Origin of the sequence: Streptomyces endophyticus, from assembly GCF_035798155.1 — a bacterium.
GTDB lineage: Bacteria > Actinomycetota > Actinomycetes > Streptomycetales > Streptomycetaceae > Streptomyces > Streptomyces endophyticus.
The window spans coordinates 104532-123645 of the sequence record NZ_JAOZYC010000104.1; the positions used below are offsets into that span (position 1 = coordinate 104532).

Sequence of the window (19114 nt, forward strand, 5' to 3'; positions counted from 1 at the left end):
ACGCAGCCAGGCCTGGTTCGGTGCCGCCGGACGCGGCGGCATGGTGTACCGGTCGTGGATGCGCAACCAGGGCTTCGGGCCCGAGGTGTTCGACGGGCGGCCGGTGATCGGCATCGCCGTGTCCGCCTCCGAACTCGCGCCCTGCAACGCCCACTTGACGCGGGTCGCCGAGGCGGTGAAGCGCGGGGTGTGGCAGGCCGGTGGCTTCCCGCTCGAATTCCCGACCATGGCCACCGGCGAGACACTGATGCGTCCCACCGCCATGCTGTACCGCAACCTCATGGCCATGGAGGTCGAGGAGCTGATCCGCGCCAACCCGCTGGACGGCGTGGTGCTCCTCTCGGGCTGCGACAAGACGACCCCGGCCATGCTCATGGGCGCCGCGAGCGTCGACCTGCCCGCCGTGATGGTGACCGGCGGGCCGATGCTCAACGGCAAGTTCCAGGGCCGCGACGTCGGTTCGGGCACGGCGGTGTGGCAGATGGAGGCCGAGGTCAAGGCCGGGCGGATGACCGAGGAGGAGTGCTTCTTCGCCGAGGGCTGCATGGCCCGCTCCAACGGTCACTGCATGACGATGGGCACGGCCTCCACCATGGCGTGCATGGCGGAGACCCTCGGCATGCAGCTTCCGGGCTCCGCCACCTGGCCCGCGGTCGACATGCGCCGCTACGAGACCGGGCAGGCGGCGGGCCGCCGCATCGTCGACATGGTGGACGAGGACCTGCGCCCCTCCCGCCTCCTCACCCGCGAGGCCTTCGAGAACGCGATCCGCACGAACGCGGCGATCGGCGGCTCCACCAACGCCATCATCCACCTGACGGCGCTCGCAGGACGGGTCGGCGTGGACCTCGACACCGAGGACTTCGACCAACTCGCCCGCGACGTACCGACGTTGCTCAACCTGATGCCGTCCGGCACGTACCTCATGGAGGACTTCTGCTACGCGGGCGGACTGCCCGCCGTCCATCACGAGCTGGTGCGGGCCGGGCTGCTGCACGGCGAGCAGCTCACCGTCACCGGGCGCAGCATCGCCGAGAACGTGGCGGACGCGGAGCGCATCGGCGACGAGGTGATCACCGGGGTGGTGGCCCCGTTCCAGCCGGCCGGCACGGGGACGGCCGTCCTGCGCGGCAACCTCTGCCCCGACGGCGCGGTCATCAAGCAGTCCGCGGCCTCGCCCCACCTGCTCACGCACACCGGCACCGCCCGTGTCTTCGACTCCCCGGAGGCCTACCACGCGGTGTGCGACGACCCGGACCTGGACGTCGACGAGAACACCGTGCTCGTCATCCGCGGCGCGGGCCCCAAGGGCTACCCCGGCATGCCCGAGGTCTCCAACGTGCCACTGCCCACCAAGCTGCTGAAGGCCGGGGTCACCGACATGGTGCGGGTCTGCGACGGCCGAATGAGCGGCACCGGGTACGGCACGGTCGTCCTCCACGTGGCACCGGAAGCGGCGGTCGGCGGCCCCCTGGCCCTCGTACGCGACGGAGACACCATCACGCTGGACGTCCCGAAGCGGTCGCTGCAACTGGAGGTGGACGAGGCGGAGTTGGCGCGCCGCCGCGCGGCCTGGCAGGCGCCCGAGCCGCGCCACGCCAGTGGCTACGCGTGGCTGTACACGCAGCACGTCGAGGGCGCCGACCGTGGCGCGGACTTCGACTTCCTGCGCGGGTGTCGGGGCAGCGCCGTGCCGCGCGACTCGCACTGAGGCGGGTGTGGGTAGCCTCGGGGGCATGGCCAACATCAATTTCAGTTCCCGTGTCGGCGTCTGGTGGACCAGTGACCGGTGGCCGATCAACGACGTCGTCGCCCGAGCCCGTGAGATCGAGAACCTCGGCTACGCCTCGCTGTTCTACGGCGAGGCCGGAGGCAAGGAGACCTTCACGCAGGCCGCCGCCCTGCTGGGCGGCACCGAACGGCTGGTGGTCGGCACCGGCATCGCCAACATCCACGCCCGCAGCGCCCCGGCGAGCGAGGCGGGCGCCCGTACGCTCGGCGCGCTGCACCCCGGCCGGTTCGTGCTCGGCCTCGGTGTCAGCCACGCCCCGCTGGTGGAGCACAGCTACGCCGGTTCCTACAGCAAGCCGCTGGCCACTATGCGGGAGTACCTGCGGACCATGGACGCGGTGCCGGACGCCGTGGAGCCGGACGGGCCGCGCCCGGCGCGGCTCCTCGCCGCCCTGGGCCCGAAGATGATCGAGCTGTCCGGCAAGGCGGCCGACGGCGCGCACCCGTATCTGGTGACCCCGGAGCAGACCGCGTCCACCCGCGAGCAGCTGGGCCCGGACAAGTGGGTGGTCAGCGAGCAGGGCGTCGCGCTCACCACGGACCGGGAGACCGGCCTGCGGCGTGCGCACCAGCACCTGCACATGTACTCGCAGCTGCCCAACTACCGTAATTCCTGGCTGCGTCAGGGGTTCGACGAGTCCGACGTGGTCGTCGGAGGCTCGGACAGGCTGGCCGAGGCCATGGTGGCCATGGGTGACGCGGAGACGGTCGCCGCGCGCGTGCGGGCGCAGCTGGACGCGGGCGCCGACCAGGTGGTCGTGCAGGTCCTCGGCGACGACCCCTCCGCCGACCCGCTGCCCGCGCTGCGGGAGCTGGCCCCGGCCCTCGGCCTGCCCACCTCCTAGGAAGCTGCGGGTCAGGCGCGGTACGTCGTGGTCGCGAGCTGGACGAACGAGCGGACCAACGGGTTGGTGTCGCCGTCGTTCCACGCCGCGACCACGCGGCTCGGCGGCATGTCGGTCAGCGGCACCACGGCGAGACCCCGCGCCGGTCGGTGACTCAGCAGTGTCATGCCGACCGTGCCGTTCCAGAGCACAGCCTGCTGGCATTCCTGCACGGTGCGGACCACAGGTCCCTCGCGGGGCCGGCCGCCGCTCCAGTACGCCTGCCAGCCGGGGTCGGTGCCCGGCGGGAACACGAACCAGCGGCGGTCGGCCAGATCCGCCAGGGTCAGGCTGTCGCGGTGGGCCAGTGGATCGTCGGAGCGCAGCAGGGCGCCCACCGGGTCGGCGCGCAACTCGCGGACGGCCAGGCCGGTTTCGTCGAACGGGCCACGGGTCAGGGCGATGTCGACGAGTCCCGCGTGCAGCCCGCAGGTGGGGTCGGTCAGGTCGGTCTCGCGGATGCGCACCTCCACGCGCGGGTGCCGTCGGCCGTGGGCGGCGGCCAGCCGGGTCACGCCAGGATCGGTGCTGTCACCCAGGACACCCACGGTGAGGGCCGCGGCTCCCGCCGCCGCTGCGACCCGGACGCGTACCAGATCGGCCCGTTCCAGCAGGGTGCGTGCCTCGTCGAGCAGTACCGTGCCCACCGCGGTGAGCGTGACACCGGCGGGGGAGCGGTCGAACAGCGCGGCGCCGACCTCGGTCTCCAGCCGCTTGATCGCCCGGCTCAGCGGCGGCTGGCTCATGTGCAGCCGGGTGGCGGCCCGGCCGAAGTGGAGTTCCTCGGCGACCGCCACGAAGTAGCGCAGCGCGCGTAGCTCCATGCGGGGACGATACCCGTACGGTATCGGCGTCGCGCAACGGGTCTTGGACGGATCGCGTGCCCCGGCGGTGCAATCGGGGCATGACCGAGCAACCGAAGTCCCGCGCGCCGCTGGGCGCGTCCGCCGTGCCGTCCGTGTGCGCGCCCGCTGTCGGCCGGGGGCGGGCGTCATGAGCGCGGTGTCCGTCGCCTATTGGATCGTCGCGGGGCCGCTGGCCCTGTTCTACGTCTACGCGGGCGGGCTCAAGGTGGTCCGCAGCCGCGAGCGGTTGCGGCCGATGATGTCCTGGGTGGACAGCACGCCGATGCGGGCCGTCAGGGCGATCGGGGCGGTGGAACTGCTCGGCGCGCTCGGCCTGGTGCTGCCGCCGCTGACCGGGATCGCGCCCTGGCTTGCCCTGGTCGCGGCCGTCGGGTTCGTGGTCCTGCAGATCGGTGCGACCCGGCTCCATCTGCGCCGAGGTGAGCGCCAGGTCGTGCTGAACGGTGTGCTGCTCGGTGCGGGGGCCGTGGCTGTGGGGCTGGCGACGACCTGGCTCTGAACCGGTGGAGGTTCCCTTGGCGGGAGAAACATGCGCGCCACGCATTATTGCGTGACACGCAATGTTTGCTATCGTGGTCTCATGAGCGGACTGAGGGAGCGCAAGAAGGAAGCCACGCGCGTGGCGCTGAGCTGGGCCGCGATCAGGCTCACCGTGGAACGCGGGCTCGACGAGGTCCGGGTCGAGGACATCGCCGACGCGGTCGGCGTCTCGCCGCGCACCTTCAACAACTACTTCTCCAGCAAGGCCGAGGCGATCGCCTTCCGCCACCTCCAGCGCTCCCTACGGGTGGCCGCCGAGGTGCGGTCCGCGCCGGAGGGCGAACCGTTGTGGGACGTCATCTCCCGGGCGGTGCTCCGGCAGTTGGAACCAGGCCCCGAGGTGCGGGAGATGCCGCCACAGGAGCCGGCCGACTGGGCGGCGGGGCTCCGGGTGATGGTGGCCGAACCGGCATTGCAGGCCGAGATGCTGCGGGCGGGCAAGGTCGCGGAGAGCGAACTCGCCGCGGCGATCGCCGACCGCACGGGCACGTCCGTCGACGTCGACCTCTATCCGCGCCTGGTGGCCGCGAGTGTGACCGCCGCCAACAGCGCCGCGCTCGACCTGTTCCTGCACGGCGGAGCGGAGGAACCGATGGAGTCCCTGCTCAGGTCGGCCCTCACGATGCTGGCCGCAGGACTACCGACCCCGTAGCCCCACAGCCCGATAGCCCCACAGTCCCTTGAGGAGGCATGTCATGTTCGACGTGATCATTGCGGGCGGCGGCCCCAACGGGCTGATGCTGGCCGGTGAACTGGCGCTGGCCGGGGTCCGCCCGGTCGTCATCGAGCGGCTCACCGGACCGAAGACGGAACCCCGGGCGAACGGCCTGGTGGGCCAGGTGGTGCGGATGCTGGACCGGCGCGGCCTGTACGCGAGGATCAGCGGCTCCGACGAACCCGTCAGGCCCGCGCCCCGCTACATGTTCGGAGCGTTCCCCCTGGAACTCCACCGGCTGGAGAACAACCCGGTCGGCATTCTCCCCGCACCGCAGGCGCGGATCGAGGCGGTCCTCGCCGAACGCGCCGCCGAACTCGGGGTCGACCTGCGCATGGGCCAGGAAGTCACCGATGTCCACCAGGACACCGACTCGGTCCGGGTGACCCTGGCGAGCGGGGAACAGCTCACGACCCGTTACCTGGTGGCGGCCGACGGAGGGCGCAGCACCGTGCGCCGCCTGGCCGGCATCGGCTTTCCCGGAGTCACCAACGACGACTTCGTGTCACGCTCCGCGAGCGTGTCCGCGCGCGAGGAACACGTGGGCTCACAAGGCGAGTTGATCGTCCCCGGCTACGGGACGCTGCCGCCCACCATGTACGTGCGCACGGAGCGCGGGACCATCGTCTGGGCCCGGCTTCCCGGCCGCCCCGCGAGCATCCACACCACGGAGGTCGAGTCACCGGACGACGACCGGTCCGCGCCGATGACCTTCCAGGAACTGCTCGACAGCGCCGAACGCGTCCTGGGCGCACCCCTGCCGGTGCTCCCGCCCGAGGGCGAAGGACCACACCTGCTGCGCCGCCTCGTCGGAGGCAACACCCGGCTCGCGGACCGCTACCGGGAAGGGCGGATCCTGCTGCTCGGGGACGCGGCCCACGTGCACTCGGCGATCGGCGGCCCGGGACTCAACCTGGGGTTGCAGGACGCCGTCAACCTCGGCTGGAAACTGGCCGCCACGGTGCGCGGGTGGGCGCCCGCAGGCCTGCTCGACACCTACGACGAGGAGCGCCGCCCCGTCGCCGAACGCGTCGTGGACTCGACCCTGGCCCAGTCGGCGCTGCTGCGCCCGGGCCCGGAGGTCACCGCCCTGCGGACCGTCTTCGGCGAACTGCTCGCCACGCCCGCGGGCACGGAACGCGTCGCCCACCTCATCGCCGGCACCACGGAGGGCTTCGCACCCGACCTCGTCGTGCACACCACCACCGGAACCCACCGGCTGGCCGAACTGACCGTCACCGCACGCCCGTTGCTCCTCGACCTCGGCGGCGGATGCGCCGATGCGGCGAAGCCCTGGCACGACCGGGTCGACGTGATCACCGGCACGGCGGACGGCACCGACGCGACGGGCATGCTGCTGCTTCCCGACACGCATGTCGCCTGGACCGGCCACGGCCCGGACGACGTGCGCGGCCTGGAGGCGGCGCTGCACCGTTGGTTCGGCGCACCGTAGAGGGCGGGCGGGCGCGTGTCACCCGCCTCGCGTCGCGGCCGGGGCGGGCCGCCAGCCGGTCCGGGACGCCCAGGCCTCCGCGGCCGCCATCAGCACCTCCGTGGCAGGTGCCTTGATCTGCCCGTAGTCGGCCAGGTCCGGGACAGTGCGGGCCAGGCGCTGCTTGAACGCTCCCCAGGCCCGGCGGGCGTCCTCGTCGGCCCGCAGGTAGTCCCGGAACAGAAGCGCGAAGCGGGTGTTGGGGCGCCCTTCCTCGCGCACGTGCACATTGCAGCGACGTGCACCGACCGGCGGCGCGAACACCAGCTTGCGGCACTCCTCGCCGCCCGAGACCTCGACGCGGTTCCAGGGCTCGGGACGGCGGCGGAACCCGATCGCCGCGAGCAGCCCGGTGTGCACGTCCTCGTCGATCGCGGCGACCCGGACCTGAATGTCCACGCAGTCCTTCGCGGCCAGCCCCGGCACCGCCGTGGAGCCGACGTGGTCGATCGAGAGCGCCTGCGAGCCGAGTGCGTCGCCCAGCACCCCCGCCAGGCGCGCGAAGTCCACGGCCCACTCCGGACGGTGGTCGAGCACCGCCACCGGAGCCCACTCGTCGGGGAACGGCATGTCAGCCTCCTCGGTTCGCTGCCGGGCCGCTCGTCGACTCCCGGACCTGGAGCGAGGTGCGCAGCACCACCGTCTGAAGCGGCTTGGCCGTGCCCGCGATCCGCTCCTGCAACAGCTGCGCGGCCGCGAACCCCAGCTCGTACGAAGGGAGTTGGACCGAACTGAGAGAGGGTGTGACCAGTTCGGGCCAGGGCACGTCGCCGAACGAGAGAAGTCCGGTGCCCGGCGGTTCGTGTCCGGCCTCGCGCAGCGCCGCGAGCGCGCCCACCGTCATGAGGTTGTTGGCGACGAACACGGCGTCCGGCGGCTCGGGCAGCGCGAGCAACCGCTCCATCGCGGCGCGCCCGCCGTCCACCCGGAAGTCCCCGTGCACGACGTACTCGGGCGGCGGCTCGATCGGCTGCCCGGTGTCTCCCAGGTGGTCGCGCAGCACCGCCCGGTACCCGGCGAGGCGTTCGTCGGACGTGGAGGCGCCCTCGGGGCCCGCGATGCAGGCGACGCGCCGGTAGCCACGGGCCAGCAGATGTTCGGTGGCCTCCTCGCCGCCGTGTCGGTTGTCCATCATCACGGCGTCGACGGAGGCGCCGCGCGGGCGCCGGTCGACCGCGACCACCGGGGTGCCCCGATCGACGAGCGCGGACAGGTCGGTGCGGTGCCGGGAGGCGGCGGCGACTATCACCCCGGCCATCTGCTCGGCCGCGGCCACCTCCAGATAGCGCTGCTCCTTGCCGACGTCCTCGTCCGTGTTGCACAGCACCACCGAAAGGTTCGTCTCCTGCGCCGCGTCCTCGACGCCACGGGCGAGCGCGGTGAAGAACGGGTTGCCGATGTCCGGGATGATCAGGCCGATCACGGAGGCGCGCTGCATCCGCAAGGAGCGGGCGACCCGGTTGGGCGCGAAGCCGAGCACGGCCGCGGCGGCGCGCACGGTGGCGGCGCGCTCCGCGGTGACCCGGCCGCCGTTGAAGACCCGCGACACGGTGGCGGGGGAGACCCCTGCCTCGCGCGCCACGTCGTAGATCGTCGCCACAGACCTCTCACGCAGCCCTTCGTCCAGGCGGGGGGAGTCGGCCCCGCGATCCGTGCTGTGCCCGATGGTGCCGCCATTGTCCGCCCGGGCAACTCCCGTTCCCACGCGAACTCTTGACAGCGTCTGGCGGGAAACCTACGTTCCCGTGAAACGGATTTCAAGGCGTTCTGCCGCGACCCGCACCGGGTGCGGATTCCTCAGCTCGGCATTCCAGACATTGACGGAGGGAACCTCCGCGATGTCACGCGAAATCGATTTCAAACGACGGTTCAAACGACGGAGCTTCGATGAGCATCGCCCCCGGACTGACCGGCCTCGCCCGCACCACCAGCGCGGTCACCCGCTCGATCAGCGCGGAGAACTTCACGGGCGCCAAGGGCGCAGGCGGCATGGCGACCGAGGGCACCGGCGCGCGGGCCGCGAGCAGGCTCGGCCGCGGCTGGAAGATCTCGCCGAGCATCGACATCGCGGCGGGCGAGACCGTCGTCCTCGCCGACATCGAGGGCCCCGGCACAATCACCCACATCTGGTGCACCACGGCCCCGCACACCGCCTGGCGCCAGACGCTGCTGCGCTTCTACTGGGAGGGCGAGGACACCCCGGCCGTCGAGGTCCCGCTCGGCGACTTCTTCTGCAACGGCTGGAACGTGTTCAGCCAGGTCAGCTCCATCCCCGTGGCGGCCAACCCGAACGGCGGGCTCAACGCGTACTGGCCGATGCCCTTCCACCGCAAGGCCCGCATCACACTGGAGAACCTGGCCCCCGAGCAGCTCACGCTCTACTACCAGATCGACCACGAACTGGGTGAAGTCCCCGATGACGCCGCCTACTTCCACGCCCAGTGGCGGCGCAGCAACCCGGTCACGGCGGGCACCGACCACACGCTCCTCGAAGGCGTCGAGGGCACGGGCCAGTACGTCGGCACCTACCTCGCCTGGGCCGTCAACAGCCCCGGCTGGTGGGGCGAGGGCGAGCTGAAGTTCTTCCTCGACGGCGACGACGAGTGGCCCACCATCTGCGGCACCGGCACCGAGGACTACTTCGGCGGCGCCTGGAACTTCGACGTCCCCGGCCAGGGCTACACCGCCTTCACCACCCCGTACCTCGGACTGAACCAGATCCTGAAGCCGAACGGCCTCTACGACAGCCAGCAGCGGTTCGGGATGTACCGCTGGCATGTCCTCGACCCGATCCGCTTCCAGGACGACCTGCGCGTCACGGTGCAGTGCCTGGGCATCGGCCGCGGCCAGGGCAACGGCCTGAGGCACCGCTACCGCGCCAACCACGACGACATCGCGTCGACGTCCCTCTTCTACCTGGACCGCCCGGGCGGCTCGGGCCTGCCGCCCACCCCGGACCTGCTCGACCTCGAAGTCGACACACACATGTAGCGGGCCCCGCACCACCCCTTCGTAGGCAGGCACGTACCCACACCCACCAAGAGAGACGGGAGCACGCCATGCTCCACCACGGCAAAGGCGCCGTGACGCCGTCCCGCCGCCGCTTCCTCGGCGCCGCCGCGGGGCTCACGGCGGCCGGCGCGGCCACACCGCTGCTGAGCGGCTGCGGCGGATCGGCGAGGGCGGACGGAAGGTCGCTGAAGTTCTGGTACTTCTACGATGCCCACTCGCCCGATCCGGCGGACCGGGCACGCGCGAAGTGGTTCCAGGACCTGGTCAAGGACTGGAACGCCGACCACGACGTCAAGATCGAGCTGTACTACGTGCCCGGTGACAGCTACCAGGGCTCGAAGATGGTCACCGCCTTCGCCTCCGAGGCGGGACCCGACATCTTCCTGCTCAGTCCCGGTGACTTCCTGCGCTACTACAACGGCGGCATCCTCGCCGACCTCACTCCGCACCTGGACAAGGGTGTCGTCGAGGACTACGGCAACAGCCTCGACAGTCGCATGGTCGACGGCAAGGTCTACGCCCTGCCGATGGAGGTCGAGCCACTGGCCATGTACTACAACGTCCCCGTCTGGGAGAAGGCGGGCCTTTCCGAGGGGGACATCCCGAGAACCTGGGACGAGCTGCTCGACGCCGGTGACAAGCTGCGCGCCAAGGCCGGTGCGGGTCTCGTGTTCCAGACCGACCCCGGCTACTACCAGAACTTCACCTGGTACCCGTGGTTGTGGCAGGGCGGCGGCGAGGTCGTCGACGAGCAGGGGCGGGTCGGCTTCGCCTCCAAGGCCGCACGGCAGGCGCTCGCGCTGTGGCAGGACGCGGTCAGGGCGGGGATCGCGCCGCGCACCATGCCGGCCGCCGACGACCCGATCACCGCCTTCACTTCGGGGCTCGCGGGCATGTGGCAGAGCGGCATCTGGGAGATCTCCGGGTTCCGGACGTCCGCGCCCAAGCAGAAGTACGGCGTGTTCAAGCTGCCGGTGCCCAGCGGCGGCGAGTACGCCACCGTCCTCGGTGGCTGGTCGTTCTGCGCCAGCACCCAGGGCAGCAACCCCGAGGTCGCGGCGGAGTTCTGCGCCTGGGCCCTCGGCGGGATGAACGACGAGTCGATCGGGCGCACCGTCGACTGGTGCACCGGCTCCAAGTCGGATATCTCGCCCCGTACTTCGGCCCTGGAACGGGCGGCCGCCAAGGGCGGCTACGACTTCTGGGCGATGAAGAAGTTCAAGGAAGAGATCTTCCCCGGCGGCCGCGCCGAACCCCGCTACCCACCCGTGGTCTACAAGGCGGTCTCGGACGCCATCCAGGCCACGATGCTGGCCGGCAAGGGCGTGGCGGGCGAGACGGACCGGGCCGCCCAGAGCATCGAGGCGTTCATGCAGAGCTACCAGGGGGCGAGCCTGATATGACGAGCGTCGCTTCACAGACGTCACAGTCGACAGGGAGGCCGCCCGCAGCGGCCGCCGCCGAGGCCGCACCGCTCCAGCGCCGCCGGATGTCCCGAGCCCGCAGGGAGTGGCTGGCCGCCGCGCTGTTCCTGCTGCCCGACGGCATCGGGCTCGGGGTCTTCGTCGTCCTGCCCATGTTCCTGTCGATCGCGCTGAGCTTCTTCCAGGTCTCGGGCTTCGGCAGCTACGAATGGGTGGGCCTCGGCAACTACCAGCGGATGCTGAACGATCCGTACTTCTGGTCCTCGATCGGGGTGACCGCGAAGTACGTGGTGATCCTCGTGCCCACCCTCTTCTGTGTCAGCCTCGCGCTCGGTGTGCTGATGAAGCAGAAGCTGCCGGGCATGGCCGCCTACCGCACGGCGTTCTTCCTGCCGCACATGCTCAGTCTGGTCGTCGTCGGCCTGCTGTGGAAGTTCATGCTCGACGAGCAGACGGGCGTGGTGAACAAGGCGGGCGGCGCCCTCGGCATGAACCCGCTGTCCTGGCTGGGCGACCCCGACCTCGCGCTGTACGCCGTCATCGCCGTGACCGTCTGGTACATGATGGGCTACTACATGATCATTTTCCTGGCGGGCCTCAACGAGATCCCCCAGGAGCTGTACGAGGCGGCGAAGCTCGACGGTGCGGGAGCCTGGACGGCCTTCCGCCGGATCACCTGGCCGCTGCTGCGGCCGACCAGCTTCTTCGTGCTGATCATGACCACCGTCGCGGCCATCACCGGAACCTTCGACCTGGTCTTCGTGCTGACCTCCGGCGGTCCTGCCAACGGCACCGCCGTGGCGATGTTCTACATCTACCAACAGGCCTTCGTGTTCGGTGAGTACGGGTACGCCGCGGCGCTCGGCTCCTTCCTGGTGCTGATCATGGTCGCCCTCTCCGGACTGATCTTCAAGGTGACCAAGAGCGGGAGGTTCGACGATGAGCAGTGACACCGCGACCCTGGTGAGGACGGCGCCCGCCGCGGCCGGTCCCTCGCGAAGGCGGCCCCTCGGGCCCCGCGCCGGCCTGGTCGCCCTGGCGATCGCGCTGGCCGCCGTCAGCATCTTCCCCGTGCTGTGGATGATCACCGCGTCCGTGAAGACCCGCGCGACGGTCACCGACGGCAAGCTCATCCCCACGGACCTCACGTGGGACAACTTCGCCTATGTCTTCACCGAAGTACCCTTCGCGCGCTGGCTGTTCAACAGCTTCATCACGGCGGCGGTCATCACAGTGGTGGCCCTGCTCTTCCACTCGATGGCCGCCTACGCGCTCGCCCGGCTCAAGTTCCCCGGCCGGGACGGCATCTTCGTGGTCATCTTCTCGACGCTGCTGATCACCGCGCCCGTCATCCTGATCCCGCTGTTCATCGTCGTCCGCACCCTGGGAATGCTCGACAGCTACGCAGCATTGATCGTCCCGCCGCTGTTCAACGCCTTCGGGATCTTCCTGCTCCGCCAGTTCTACCTCGGGATCCCGAAGGAACTGGAGGAGGCGGCGATCGTCGACGGCTGCGGGTACTGGCGCGTCTACTGGAACGTCATCCTGCCGCTGTCCCGGCCGATCCTGTCCGCGCTGTCGGTGTTCTTCTTCCTCGCGAACTGGAACGCCTTCGCCTGGCCGCTGGTCGCCACCAACAGCGAGGCGCTGACGGTCACCCAGGTGGGCATCGCCTCGTTCAGCACGCAGTACGGCGCGAACTGGAACTACGTGCTGGCCGCCGCCGTGGTCGCGGTCGTCCCCATGCTCGCCCTCTTCCTCGTCTTCCAGCGCCAGATGGTCGAATCAATCAAGACCTCCGGCCTGAAGTAGAAGAAGACAGAACAGAAGGGTGGCCACCATGTCCCGGTCCGCAGTCATCGGCGTCGACATCGGCACGTCCAGCAGCAAGGGCGTCCTCGTCGCCCTCGACGGCACCGTCCTCCACACCGCCGTCCGCGAGCACACCGTCGACCGCCCCGCCCCCGGGCACGTGGAGATGCCGGGGGAGGTGTGGTGGGAGGAATTCGTCTCCCTCGCCCGCGAGTTGACATCGGCCCACGCCGACACCGACGTGGTCGCCGTCGGCGTCAGCGGCATGGGGCCCTGCGTCCTGCTCACCGACGGCGACGACACGCCGCTGCGGCCCGCGATCCTGTACGGCGTCGACACCCGCTCCGTCGCCCAGATCGAACGCCTGGAGCGGGAGTTGGGGTCGGACGAGATCGTCCACCGGTGCGGTTCGCGGCTCACGTCGCAGGCGGCGGGCGCCAAGGTGGCGTGGGTCGCCGACGAGGAACCGGAGCTGTTCGCCCGCGCCCGCCGCCTCTACCTGCCCAGCTCCTGGCTGGCCCGCAAGCTCACCGGCGCCTACGTCCTCGACCACCACTCCGCCAGCCAGAGCACCCCGCTCTACGACACCCTGACCCGCGACTGGTACGCGCCGTGGGCCGAGCGGATCGCACCCGGACTCGAACTCCCGCCGCTGCGCTGGTCCGGCGAGGCGGCCGGCACGGTCACCGACGAAGCCGCCCGCACCACCGGCCTGCCCGCCGGCATCCCGGTCACCACCGGAACCGTCGACGCCTGGGCCGAGGCGCTCAGCGTCGGCGCGCACGGCGTCGGTGACCTGATGCTCATGTACGGGACGACCATGTTCCTCGTGCACACCGTCCCCGACCTGCTGCGCGACCCCGCGCTGTGGAGCACGGTCGGCGCACTGCCCGACACCCGCAACCTCGCCGGCGGCATGGCCACCTCCGGCGCCGTCACCGGCTGGCTGCGCGACCTGTTCGGCGACGTCGACTATCCCGAACTGCTGGGCCTCGCCGAGAAGTCGGGGCCCGGCGCGAACGGCCTGCTGATGCTGCCGTACTTCGCCGGGGAACGCACCCCCGTCGACGACCCGCGCGCCCGTGGTGTCATCGCGGGCCTGACCCTCGGCCACACGCGCGGCGACCTGTACCGGGCCGCCCTGGAGGCCACAGCCTTCGGTGTGCGGCACAACATCGAGGCACTGGAAGCCGCGGGCGGTGACATCCGCCGCGTCGTCGCCGTAGGCGGTGGCACGCAGGGGCGGCTGTGGACGCAGATCGTCTCCGACGTCACCGGCCGTACGCAGGAGGTGCGGACGACCTCCGTCGGTGCCTCCTACGGTGGAGCGCTGCTCGCCGCGCGGCTCGTCACGGACGATGCCCGCATCGACGACTGGAACCCGGTCGCCGAACGGATCGCGCCGCGCCCCGAAGCGACGGCCCGCTACGACGAGCTGTATGCGCTGTACCGCGACCTCTACCCCGCCTCGGCGGATGTGGCGCACGCCCTGGCCGACCTCCAGACCCGCTGACCAACACCCCAACTCGTAGGCACGTATGGGAGTTACCGCATGACGTACGCCCTGCCCCAGCCCCTCGTCCCGCCCGCTGCCGAGCCCGGCGTCGTGTACACCGTGGCCAGCGGTGACCTGCGCCCGTCCGCGAACATCACCGGGTGGCCCTCCCAGCAGAAGCTGGAGGCGGACCTGGCCGCAGCACTCACCGACCTGGGCCGAAGCGTGCGTCGCGGCCACTCCGTCGACGAGGCGAAGGGACACGGCTTCATCGACGGTCAGCGCGCCGGGATAGAGGTGTTCAAGCAGCTCCCGCCGGACGCCCCACTGATCGTCGTCGAGGGTGTCTGGCAGTACAGCCACCATGTGCTCGCGGGTCTGCGCAGTCACCGCGGCCCGATCCTGGTCGTCGCCAACTGGAGCGGCGAATTCCCAGGCCTGGTGGGCCTGTTGAATCTCACCGCCAGCCTCACCAAGGCGGGTGTCGCGCACTCGGTGCTGTGGAGCGAGGACTTCACCGACGACTGGGCCCGCGAAGGTCTGCGTACTTGGCTGGAGACCGGCACGCTCACACATGACACCAGCCACGTACGCGACCTGCCCGCCCTGAAGGCCGACGCCGAGACGGAACTCGGCGCCGCCCTCGCCCGTCAGCTCCGCGAGGAGAAGGCCGTCATCGGCGTCTTCGACGAGGGCTGCATGGGCATGTACAACGCCATCATCGACGACGAGCTGCTGAACGCGCTCGGCGTCTACAAGGAGCGTCTGTCGCAGAGCGCGCTCGTCGTCGAGATGAACAAGGTGACGGACGCGGAGGCGCAGGCCGTCCGCGACTGGCTCGACGCGGCCGGCATGACCTTCCACACCGGCACCGACGAGGCCACCGAACTCACCGACGCCCAACTGCACAGCCAGTTCAAGATGTACGTCGCCGCGCTGCGCCTCTCCGACGACTTCGGCCTGGACGCGGTCGGGATCCAGTACCAGCAGGGCCTCAAGGACACCGTCCCCGCGAGCGACCTCGCGGAGGGACTGCTCAACAACGTCGAGCGGCCCGCCGTGCTCTCCCGCGACGGCTCCCGCGAGCTGTACGCGGGCGCGCCGCTGCCGCACTTCAACGAGGTCGACGAGGGTGTCGCCGTCGACTCCCTGGCCACCAACCGCGTCTGGACCGCGATGGGCCTCGACCCGGCGACGACGCTGCACGACATCCGCTGGGGCGAGGAGTACGACGGGCGGTTCGTCTGGGTCTTCGAGATCTCGGGATCGGTGCCCGCCTCCCACCACGGCGGCTACGACAAGTCGTACTCCAAGCGGCAGCCGCCGATGTTCTTCCCGCTCGGCGGCGGCACGCTCAGCGGTGTCTCCAAGCCCGGCGAGATCGTCTGGTCCCGCGTCTTCATCATGGACGGCGTACTCCACGTCGACCTCGGCCGGGCGAGCGTCGTCGAACTGCCCGAGGAGGAGACCCGGCGCCGCCTCGACGCCACCACTCCCGAGTGGCCCATCATGCACGCGGTCCTGCACGGCGTGACCCGCGACCAGTTCATGGCCCGCCACAAGGCCAACCACCTCAACGTGGCCTACGCCCCCGACGCGGACACCGCGGGCAAGGCGCTGCGCGCCAAGGCCACGATGTTCCGGGAGCTCGGGCTGCGGGTCCATCTGTGCGGGGACGTGAGCGTGTAGGAGCCGGTCACGGCGCCGCCGTCGGCTCCTCCTCCCGCTCGGCAGCCACCCGCAGCGCCGACCTGCGCCGCCCGAACGCCAGGTACAGCACGGCCGCCAGGACCAGCCAGCCCAGGAACAACGTCCAGGTCAGGCCCGGCAGTTGGTAGGCCAGGTAGACACAGGCCGCGGCCGTGAGGATCGGTGTCACCGGGTACAGCGGAACCCGGAAGGGGCGTGGGGCGTCGGGCGCGATGCGGCGCAGCACCATCACCGCCGCGGCCACCGCCACGAAGGCGATCAGCGTGCCCATGCTGGTCAGGTCGGCCAGCTCCTGGAGCGGGACGAAACCGGCAAGGGCCGCGACGGCGGCGCCCACGATCCAGGAGTTGGCCGCGGGGGTGTGCCGCTTGCGGTCCACCCGGCGGAAGACCTGCGGCACCAGGCCGTCCCGCGCCATCGAGAACAGGATGCGGGTCTGCCCGTAGAGGGTGACCAGGACGACGCTGAAGATGGAGACGACCGCGCCCGCGGACAGCACGAGGGCGGCGGTGCCGGAGCCGGTGACGGACGTGAGGATCGACGCGAGCACGGCCTCGCCTGCCGCCTCCTGGCGCGCGAACGCCCCCTCCGGCTGCGCGCCGATGCCGGCGACGGCGACCAGGATGTACAGGGTCGTCACCACGAGGAGCGTCAGCAGGAGTGCCAGCGGGATGTTGCGGCGCGGGTTGCGGACCTCCTCGCCCGCCGTGGAGACCGTGTCGAACCCGACGTAGGAGAAGAAGACCGCGGAGGCGGCCGCCGTGATGCCGCCCATGCCGTGCGGCGCGAAGTCGGTGAACCGGTCGGCCTGGAAGGCGGTGAGCGCCACCGCCGCGAACATCACGAGGACGCCGAGCTTGACGCACACGAGGATCGAGTTGACCAGGATGGACTCCCTGGTGCCGCGGGCCAGCAGCGCCGTGCACGCGAGGACGACCACGATGGCCGGGATGTTCACCAGGCCGCCCGCGCCCGGTGGCTGGCTGATCGCGTCGGGCAGCGTGACACCGAAGAGCGCGTCCGAGACCTCGTTGAGGTACTGGCCCCAGCTGACCGCGACGGTGGACACCGCCACCCCGTACTCCAGGACCAGACACCAGGCGACGAGATACGCGATGCCCTCGCCGAGTGAGGCGTACGCGTACGAGTACGTGCTGCCCGCCACCGGGATCGCCCCGGCCAACTCCACGTAGCAGAGCGCCGCGAGGGCGGCGACGGTGCCCGCGATCACGAACGACAGCACGACGCCGGGACCGGCCGTGGGCACGCTCGTGCCGAGCACGAAGAAGATGCCGGTGCCGAGGACGGAGCTGATCCCGAGCAGCGTCAGCCGCCCAAGACCCATGGTGCGTTCCAGGCGGGGACCGTCGTGCGCCGTGCCCTCGGCAGCCGCGACGATGCTGTCCAGAGGTTTGCGGCGGCACAACTGAGTGATCACAGGGCCCATGGGTCCTCCTGCGTGTGGTCGGTGAGGGTGCGGATCCTTCGGGACGGGCGGGCCCCGCACATTGGCCGATCGGCACAAGTGCCGCACAGGGTGTTGGCCGATGACACAACCCACCGCCTGCGCTGCCGCCCGAGCATGGTGGGCGCATCCCCGCGGGCACCCCGCGCCGCAGACGCGAAGGAGATCAACCGTGCCGCTCGACCTCGCCGCCGACGTCGTCGCACTCACCGAGGCACTGGTCGACATGCCCTCCGAGAGCGGCGCCGAGGGTCCGCTCGCCGACGCCGTGGAGGAGGCGTTGCGCGCGCTGCCGGGCCTGGACGTGGAGCGCGTCGGCAACTCCGTCGTGGCCCGCACCGACCTCGGCCGTCCCGAGCGGGTCGTGCTCGCCGGACACCTCGACACCGTCCCGGAGGCGGGCAACCTCCCGGCGCGCCGCGACGGCGAGCGGCTGTACGGGCTCGGCGCCTGCGACATGAAGGGCGGCGTGGCCGTCGCGCTGAAGCTCGCCGCAGCGGTGGCGGACCAACGGCTGAACCGCGATGTGACCTTCGCCTTCTACGAGTGCGAGGAGATCGCCGGCGACCGCAACGGCCTCGCCGTCATCGCCGCCCAACGCCCCGAACTGCTCCACGGTGACCTGGCGTTGCTCCTCGAACCCTCCGACGGCGGCGTGGAGGCCGGCTGCCAGGGCTTCCTCCTCGCCGACATCGTCGTGCCGGGTCGGCGGGCACACACCGCGCGCGCCTGGATGGGCAGCAACGCCGCACACCTCGCGGGCGAGGTCCTCACCCGGCTGCACGCCCACGTCCCGGAGCGGGTCACGATCGACGGCCTGGAGTACCGCGAGGGCCTCAACGCCGTCGCCGTACGCTCCGGAGTGTCGTCCAACGTCGTGCCCGACGAGTGCGTCGTCACCGTCAACCTGCGCTTCGCGCCCCGCCGTTCGCCCGAGGAGGCGGAGGCGTACCTGCGCGGGCTCTTCCCCGAGTACGAGGTGCGGATCACGGAGGTCGAGCCGGGTGCGCTGCCGGGGCTCGACCGGCCCATGGCGGCCGACCTGGTGAAGGCGCTGGGCGTCGAACCGCGGCCGAAGCTGGGCTGGACCGACGTGGCACGCTTCGCGTCGCTCGGCGTCCCCGGGCTGAACTGCGGGCCCGGCGATCCCCAACTGGCGCACACGCCGGGGGAGTTCGTGGCGATGGCGGAGGTGCGGGCGTGCGAGGAGCGGCTGCGCGGGTGGCTACTGGCGTAGGGCGTCAGCCTCGTAGCCCCGCCAAGGTACGCAACTGCACCCACAGTACGAGCCGTTGGTCCGGGTCGTCGAGGTCGATGCCGAGCTGCCGCTGCACCTTGCGCAGCCGGTAGCGGCAGGTGTTGGGGTGGACGACAAGCCGCTCCGCCGCGCGTCCGGCGTCGCAGCCCGCGTCCAGCCAGCAGATGAGCGTGCGGGCGTACTCGGTGCCGTGCTCGGCGTCGTGCGTGAGGACGTCCTGCCAGGGGCCCGCCGCCTGGTCCCTGCGCTCGGCCAGGAACTCGCCGAGCACGAGCAACGAGGTCCGAGCCCGCACCTGCCCGGCGTCCGCGACCTGCCCGGCGCCGAGCACCCGCAGCACTAGATCGGCGTCGGCTCGCGAGTCCCGGACCCCGGCGACACCGGGCACCGCGTGCCCGAGTCCGGACCGCACGGAGATCCGCAGCGCCTCCTCCGCGCGCCGCACGATGTCCTCGGCGATCCGCAGATGCCGGTCGGCCGCGTGATCGGCGGCCCCGACCACCGGCAGCAGCGCGTACACCACGCCGTCGAGCAGGACGCAGGCATGCTGCCCGTAGCGGGTCTGGCACTGGAGGCGTACGAGGTCGAGCAGGCGCAGCGCCGCCTGCCCGCCGTCCTGAGCGGTCGCCGCGCCGGCGAGCGCGAACGCC

17 protein-coding genes are annotated in these 19114 nt (G+C 71.2%); 12 read left to right on the forward strand and 5 right to left on the reverse strand.

Annotated features, from left to right (window positions below):
* The first annotated feature begins 40 nt into the window (after positions 1–40).
* Both OKJ99_RS15445 and OKJ99_RS15450 read left to right on the forward strand, forming a co-directional pair.
* Complete coding sequence (locus OKJ99_RS15445) at positions 41–1711, forward strand: IlvD/Edd family dehydratase (RefSeq protein WP_407700703.1); 1671 nt, start codon at positions 41–43, stop codon at positions 1709–1711.
* Between the two features lie 25 nt (positions 1712–1736).
* Positions 1737–2636 carry an LLM class F420-dependent oxidoreductase gene (locus OKJ99_RS15450; RefSeq protein WP_326016779.1) on the forward strand — a complete coding sequence of 300 codons (900 nt, stop codon included), beginning with the start codon at positions 1737–1739 and terminating at the stop codon, positions 2634–2636.
* An 11-nt stretch (positions 2637–2647) separates the two neighbouring features.
* Here OKJ99_RS15450 and OKJ99_RS15455 read toward each other — a convergent pair whose 3' ends face one another.
* Positions 2648–3499: a LysR family transcriptional regulator gene (locus OKJ99_RS15455; protein WP_326016780.1), complete on the reverse strand. Its 852-nt coding sequence runs from the start codon at positions 3497–3499 to the stop codon at positions 2648–2650.
* 178 nt (positions 3500–3677) lie between these two features.
* Between OKJ99_RS15455 and OKJ99_RS15460 the strand changes: the two genes are divergently transcribed.
* The 3 genes from OKJ99_RS15460 (at position 3678) to OKJ99_RS15470 (ending at position 6249) form a co-directional block, all read left to right on the forward strand.
* Positions 3678–4040, forward strand: a complete 363-nt coding sequence (locus tag OKJ99_RS15460; protein WP_326016801.1) for a DoxX family protein — start codon at positions 3678–3680, stop codon at positions 4038–4040.
* Between the two features lie 81 nt (positions 4041–4121).
* Positions 4122–4733, forward strand: a complete 612-nt coding sequence (locus OKJ99_RS15465) for an acyl-CoA-like ligand-binding transcription factor (protein WP_326016781.1) — start codon at positions 4122–4124, stop codon at positions 4731–4733.
* 43 nt (positions 4734–4776) lie between these two features.
* Positions 4777–6249 (forward strand): FAD-dependent monooxygenase, encoded by a 1473-nt coding sequence (locus tag OKJ99_RS15470; RefSeq protein ID WP_326016782.1) that lies wholly within the window; start codon positions 4777–4779, stop codon positions 6247–6249.
* Positions 6250–6267: 18 nt separating this feature from the next.
* Here the strand turns inward: OKJ99_RS15470 and OKJ99_RS15475 are convergent, their stop codons facing one another.
* The gene (locus OKJ99_RS15475; protein WP_326016783.1) at positions 6268–6858 is read right to left on the reverse strand and encodes a GrpB family protein; all 591 of its coding nucleotides are present in this window, start codon (positions 6856–6858) and stop codon (positions 6268–6270) included.
* A gap of 1 nt (position 6859) precedes the next feature.
* On the reverse strand, positions 6860–7888 hold the full coding sequence (locus OKJ99_RS15480; RefSeq protein ID WP_407700702.1) for a LacI family DNA-binding transcriptional regulator: 1029 nt from the start codon (positions 7886–7888) through the stop codon (positions 6860–6862).
* Positions 7889–8175: 287 nt separating this feature from the next.
* On the opposite strand from OKJ99_RS15480, the gene OKJ99_RS15485 reads away from it, so the two are divergent.
* The 6 genes from OKJ99_RS15485 to OKJ99_RS15510 all read left to right on the forward strand — a co-directional run bounded on the left by OKJ99_RS15485 (position 8176) and on the right by OKJ99_RS15510 (position 15720).
* A complete protein-coding gene (locus tag OKJ99_RS15485) occupies positions 8176–9279 on the forward strand; it encodes a glycoside hydrolase family 172 protein (RefSeq protein ID WP_326016784.1) in 1104 nt (367 codons plus the stop codon).
* Positions 9280–9347: 68 nt separating this feature from the next.
* Positions 9348–10703 carry an ABC transporter substrate-binding protein gene (locus tag OKJ99_RS15490; RefSeq protein ID WP_326016785.1) on the forward strand — a complete coding sequence of 452 codons (1356 nt, stop codon included), beginning with the start codon at positions 9348–9350 and terminating at the stop codon, positions 10701–10703.
* A complete protein-coding gene (locus OKJ99_RS15495; protein WP_326016786.1) occupies positions 10700–11674 on the forward strand; it encodes a carbohydrate ABC transporter permease in 975 nt (324 codons plus the stop codon). Before OKJ99_RS15490 ends, OKJ99_RS15495 begins: the two co-directional genes overlap by 4 nt.
* On the forward strand, positions 11664–12536 hold the full coding sequence (locus OKJ99_RS15500; RefSeq protein ID WP_326016787.1) for a carbohydrate ABC transporter permease: 873 nt from the start codon (positions 11664–11666) through the stop codon (positions 12534–12536). The genes OKJ99_RS15495 and OKJ99_RS15500 overlap by 11 nt, the downstream gene beginning before the upstream one ends.
* Before the next feature lie 28 nt (positions 12537–12564).
* Complete coding sequence (locus OKJ99_RS15505) at positions 12565–14049, forward strand: FGGY-family carbohydrate kinase (protein WP_326016788.1); 1485 nt, start codon at positions 12565–12567, stop codon at positions 14047–14049.
* 39 nt (positions 14050–14088) lie between these two features.
* Complete coding sequence (locus OKJ99_RS15510) at positions 14089–15720, forward strand: fucose isomerase (RefSeq protein ID WP_326016789.1); 1632 nt, start codon at positions 14089–14091, stop codon at positions 15718–15720.
* A gap of 7 nt (positions 15721–15727) precedes the next feature.
* On the opposite strand, the gene OKJ99_RS15515 is transcribed toward OKJ99_RS15510, so the two are convergent.
* Positions 15728–17188, reverse strand: coding sequence for an APC family permease (locus OKJ99_RS15515; RefSeq protein ID WP_326016790.1), 1461 nt, complete (start codon positions 17186–17188; stop codon positions 15728–15730).
* 190 nt (positions 17189–17378) lie between these two features.
* On the opposite strand from OKJ99_RS15515, the gene dapE reads away from it, so the two are divergent.
* Positions 17379–18443, forward strand: coding sequence for a succinyl-diaminopimelate desuccinylase (gene dapE / locus OKJ99_RS15520; RefSeq protein WP_326016791.1), 1065 nt, complete (start codon positions 17379–17381; stop codon positions 18441–18443).
* A gap of 4 nt (positions 18444–18447) precedes the next feature.
* On the opposite strand, the gene OKJ99_RS15525 is transcribed toward dapE, so the two are convergent.
* A partial coding sequence (locus OKJ99_RS15525; RefSeq protein WP_326016792.1) for a PucR family transcriptional regulator occupies positions 18448–19114 on the reverse strand: 667 nt, incomplete at its 5' end.

Excerpts from the sequence above, each read along its gene's own strand:
- OKJ99_RS15445 (WP_407700703.1), top strand. The coding sequence starts at position 41 with ATGGTGTACCGGTCGTGGATGCGCAACCAGGGCTTCGGGCCCGAGGTG.
- OKJ99_RS15500 (WP_326016787.1), top strand. The coding sequence starts at position 11,664 with ATGAGCAGTGACACCGCGACCCTGGTGAGGACGGCGCCCGCCGCGGCC.
- OKJ99_RS15490 (WP_326016785.1), top strand. The coding sequence starts at position 9,348 with ATGCTCCACCACGGCAAAGGCGCCGTGACGCCGTCCCGCCGCCGCTTC.
- OKJ99_RS15450 (WP_326016779.1), top strand. The coding sequence starts at position 1,737 with ATGGCCAACATCAATTTCAGTTCCCGTGTCGGCGTCTGGTGGACCAGT.
- OKJ99_RS15455 (WP_326016780.1), bottom strand. The coding sequence starts at position 3,499 with ATGGAGCTACGCGCGCTGCGCTACTTCGTGGCGGTCGCCGAGGAACTC.
- OKJ99_RS15510 (WP_326016789.1), top strand. The coding sequence starts at position 14,089 with ATGACGTACGCCCTGCCCCAGCCCCTCGTCCCGCCCGCTGCCGAGCCC.
- OKJ99_RS15515 (WP_326016790.1), bottom strand. The coding sequence starts at position 17,188 with ATGGGCCCTGTGATCACTCAGTTGTGCCGCCGCAAACCTCTGGACAGC.
- OKJ99_RS15495 (WP_326016786.1), top strand. The coding sequence starts at position 10,700 with ATGACGAGCGTCGCTTCACAGACGTCACAGTCGACAGGGAGGCCGCCC.
- OKJ99_RS15475 (WP_326016783.1), bottom strand. The coding sequence starts at position 6,858 with ATGCCGTTCCCCGACGAGTGGGCTCCGGTGGCGGTGCTCGACCACCGT.
- OKJ99_RS15485 (WP_326016784.1), top strand. The coding sequence starts at position 8,176 with ATGAGCATCGCCCCCGGACTGACCGGCCTCGCCCGCACCACCAGCGCG.
- OKJ99_RS15470 (WP_326016782.1), top strand. The coding sequence starts at position 4,777 with ATGTTCGACGTGATCATTGCGGGCGGCGGCCCCAACGGGCTGATGCTG.
- OKJ99_RS15465 (WP_326016781.1), top strand. The coding sequence starts at position 4,122 with ATGAGCGGACTGAGGGAGCGCAAGAAGGAAGCCACGCGCGTGGCGCTG.
- OKJ99_RS15505 (WP_326016788.1), top strand. The coding sequence starts at position 12,565 with ATGTCCCGGTCCGCAGTCATCGGCGTCGACATCGGCACGTCCAGCAGC.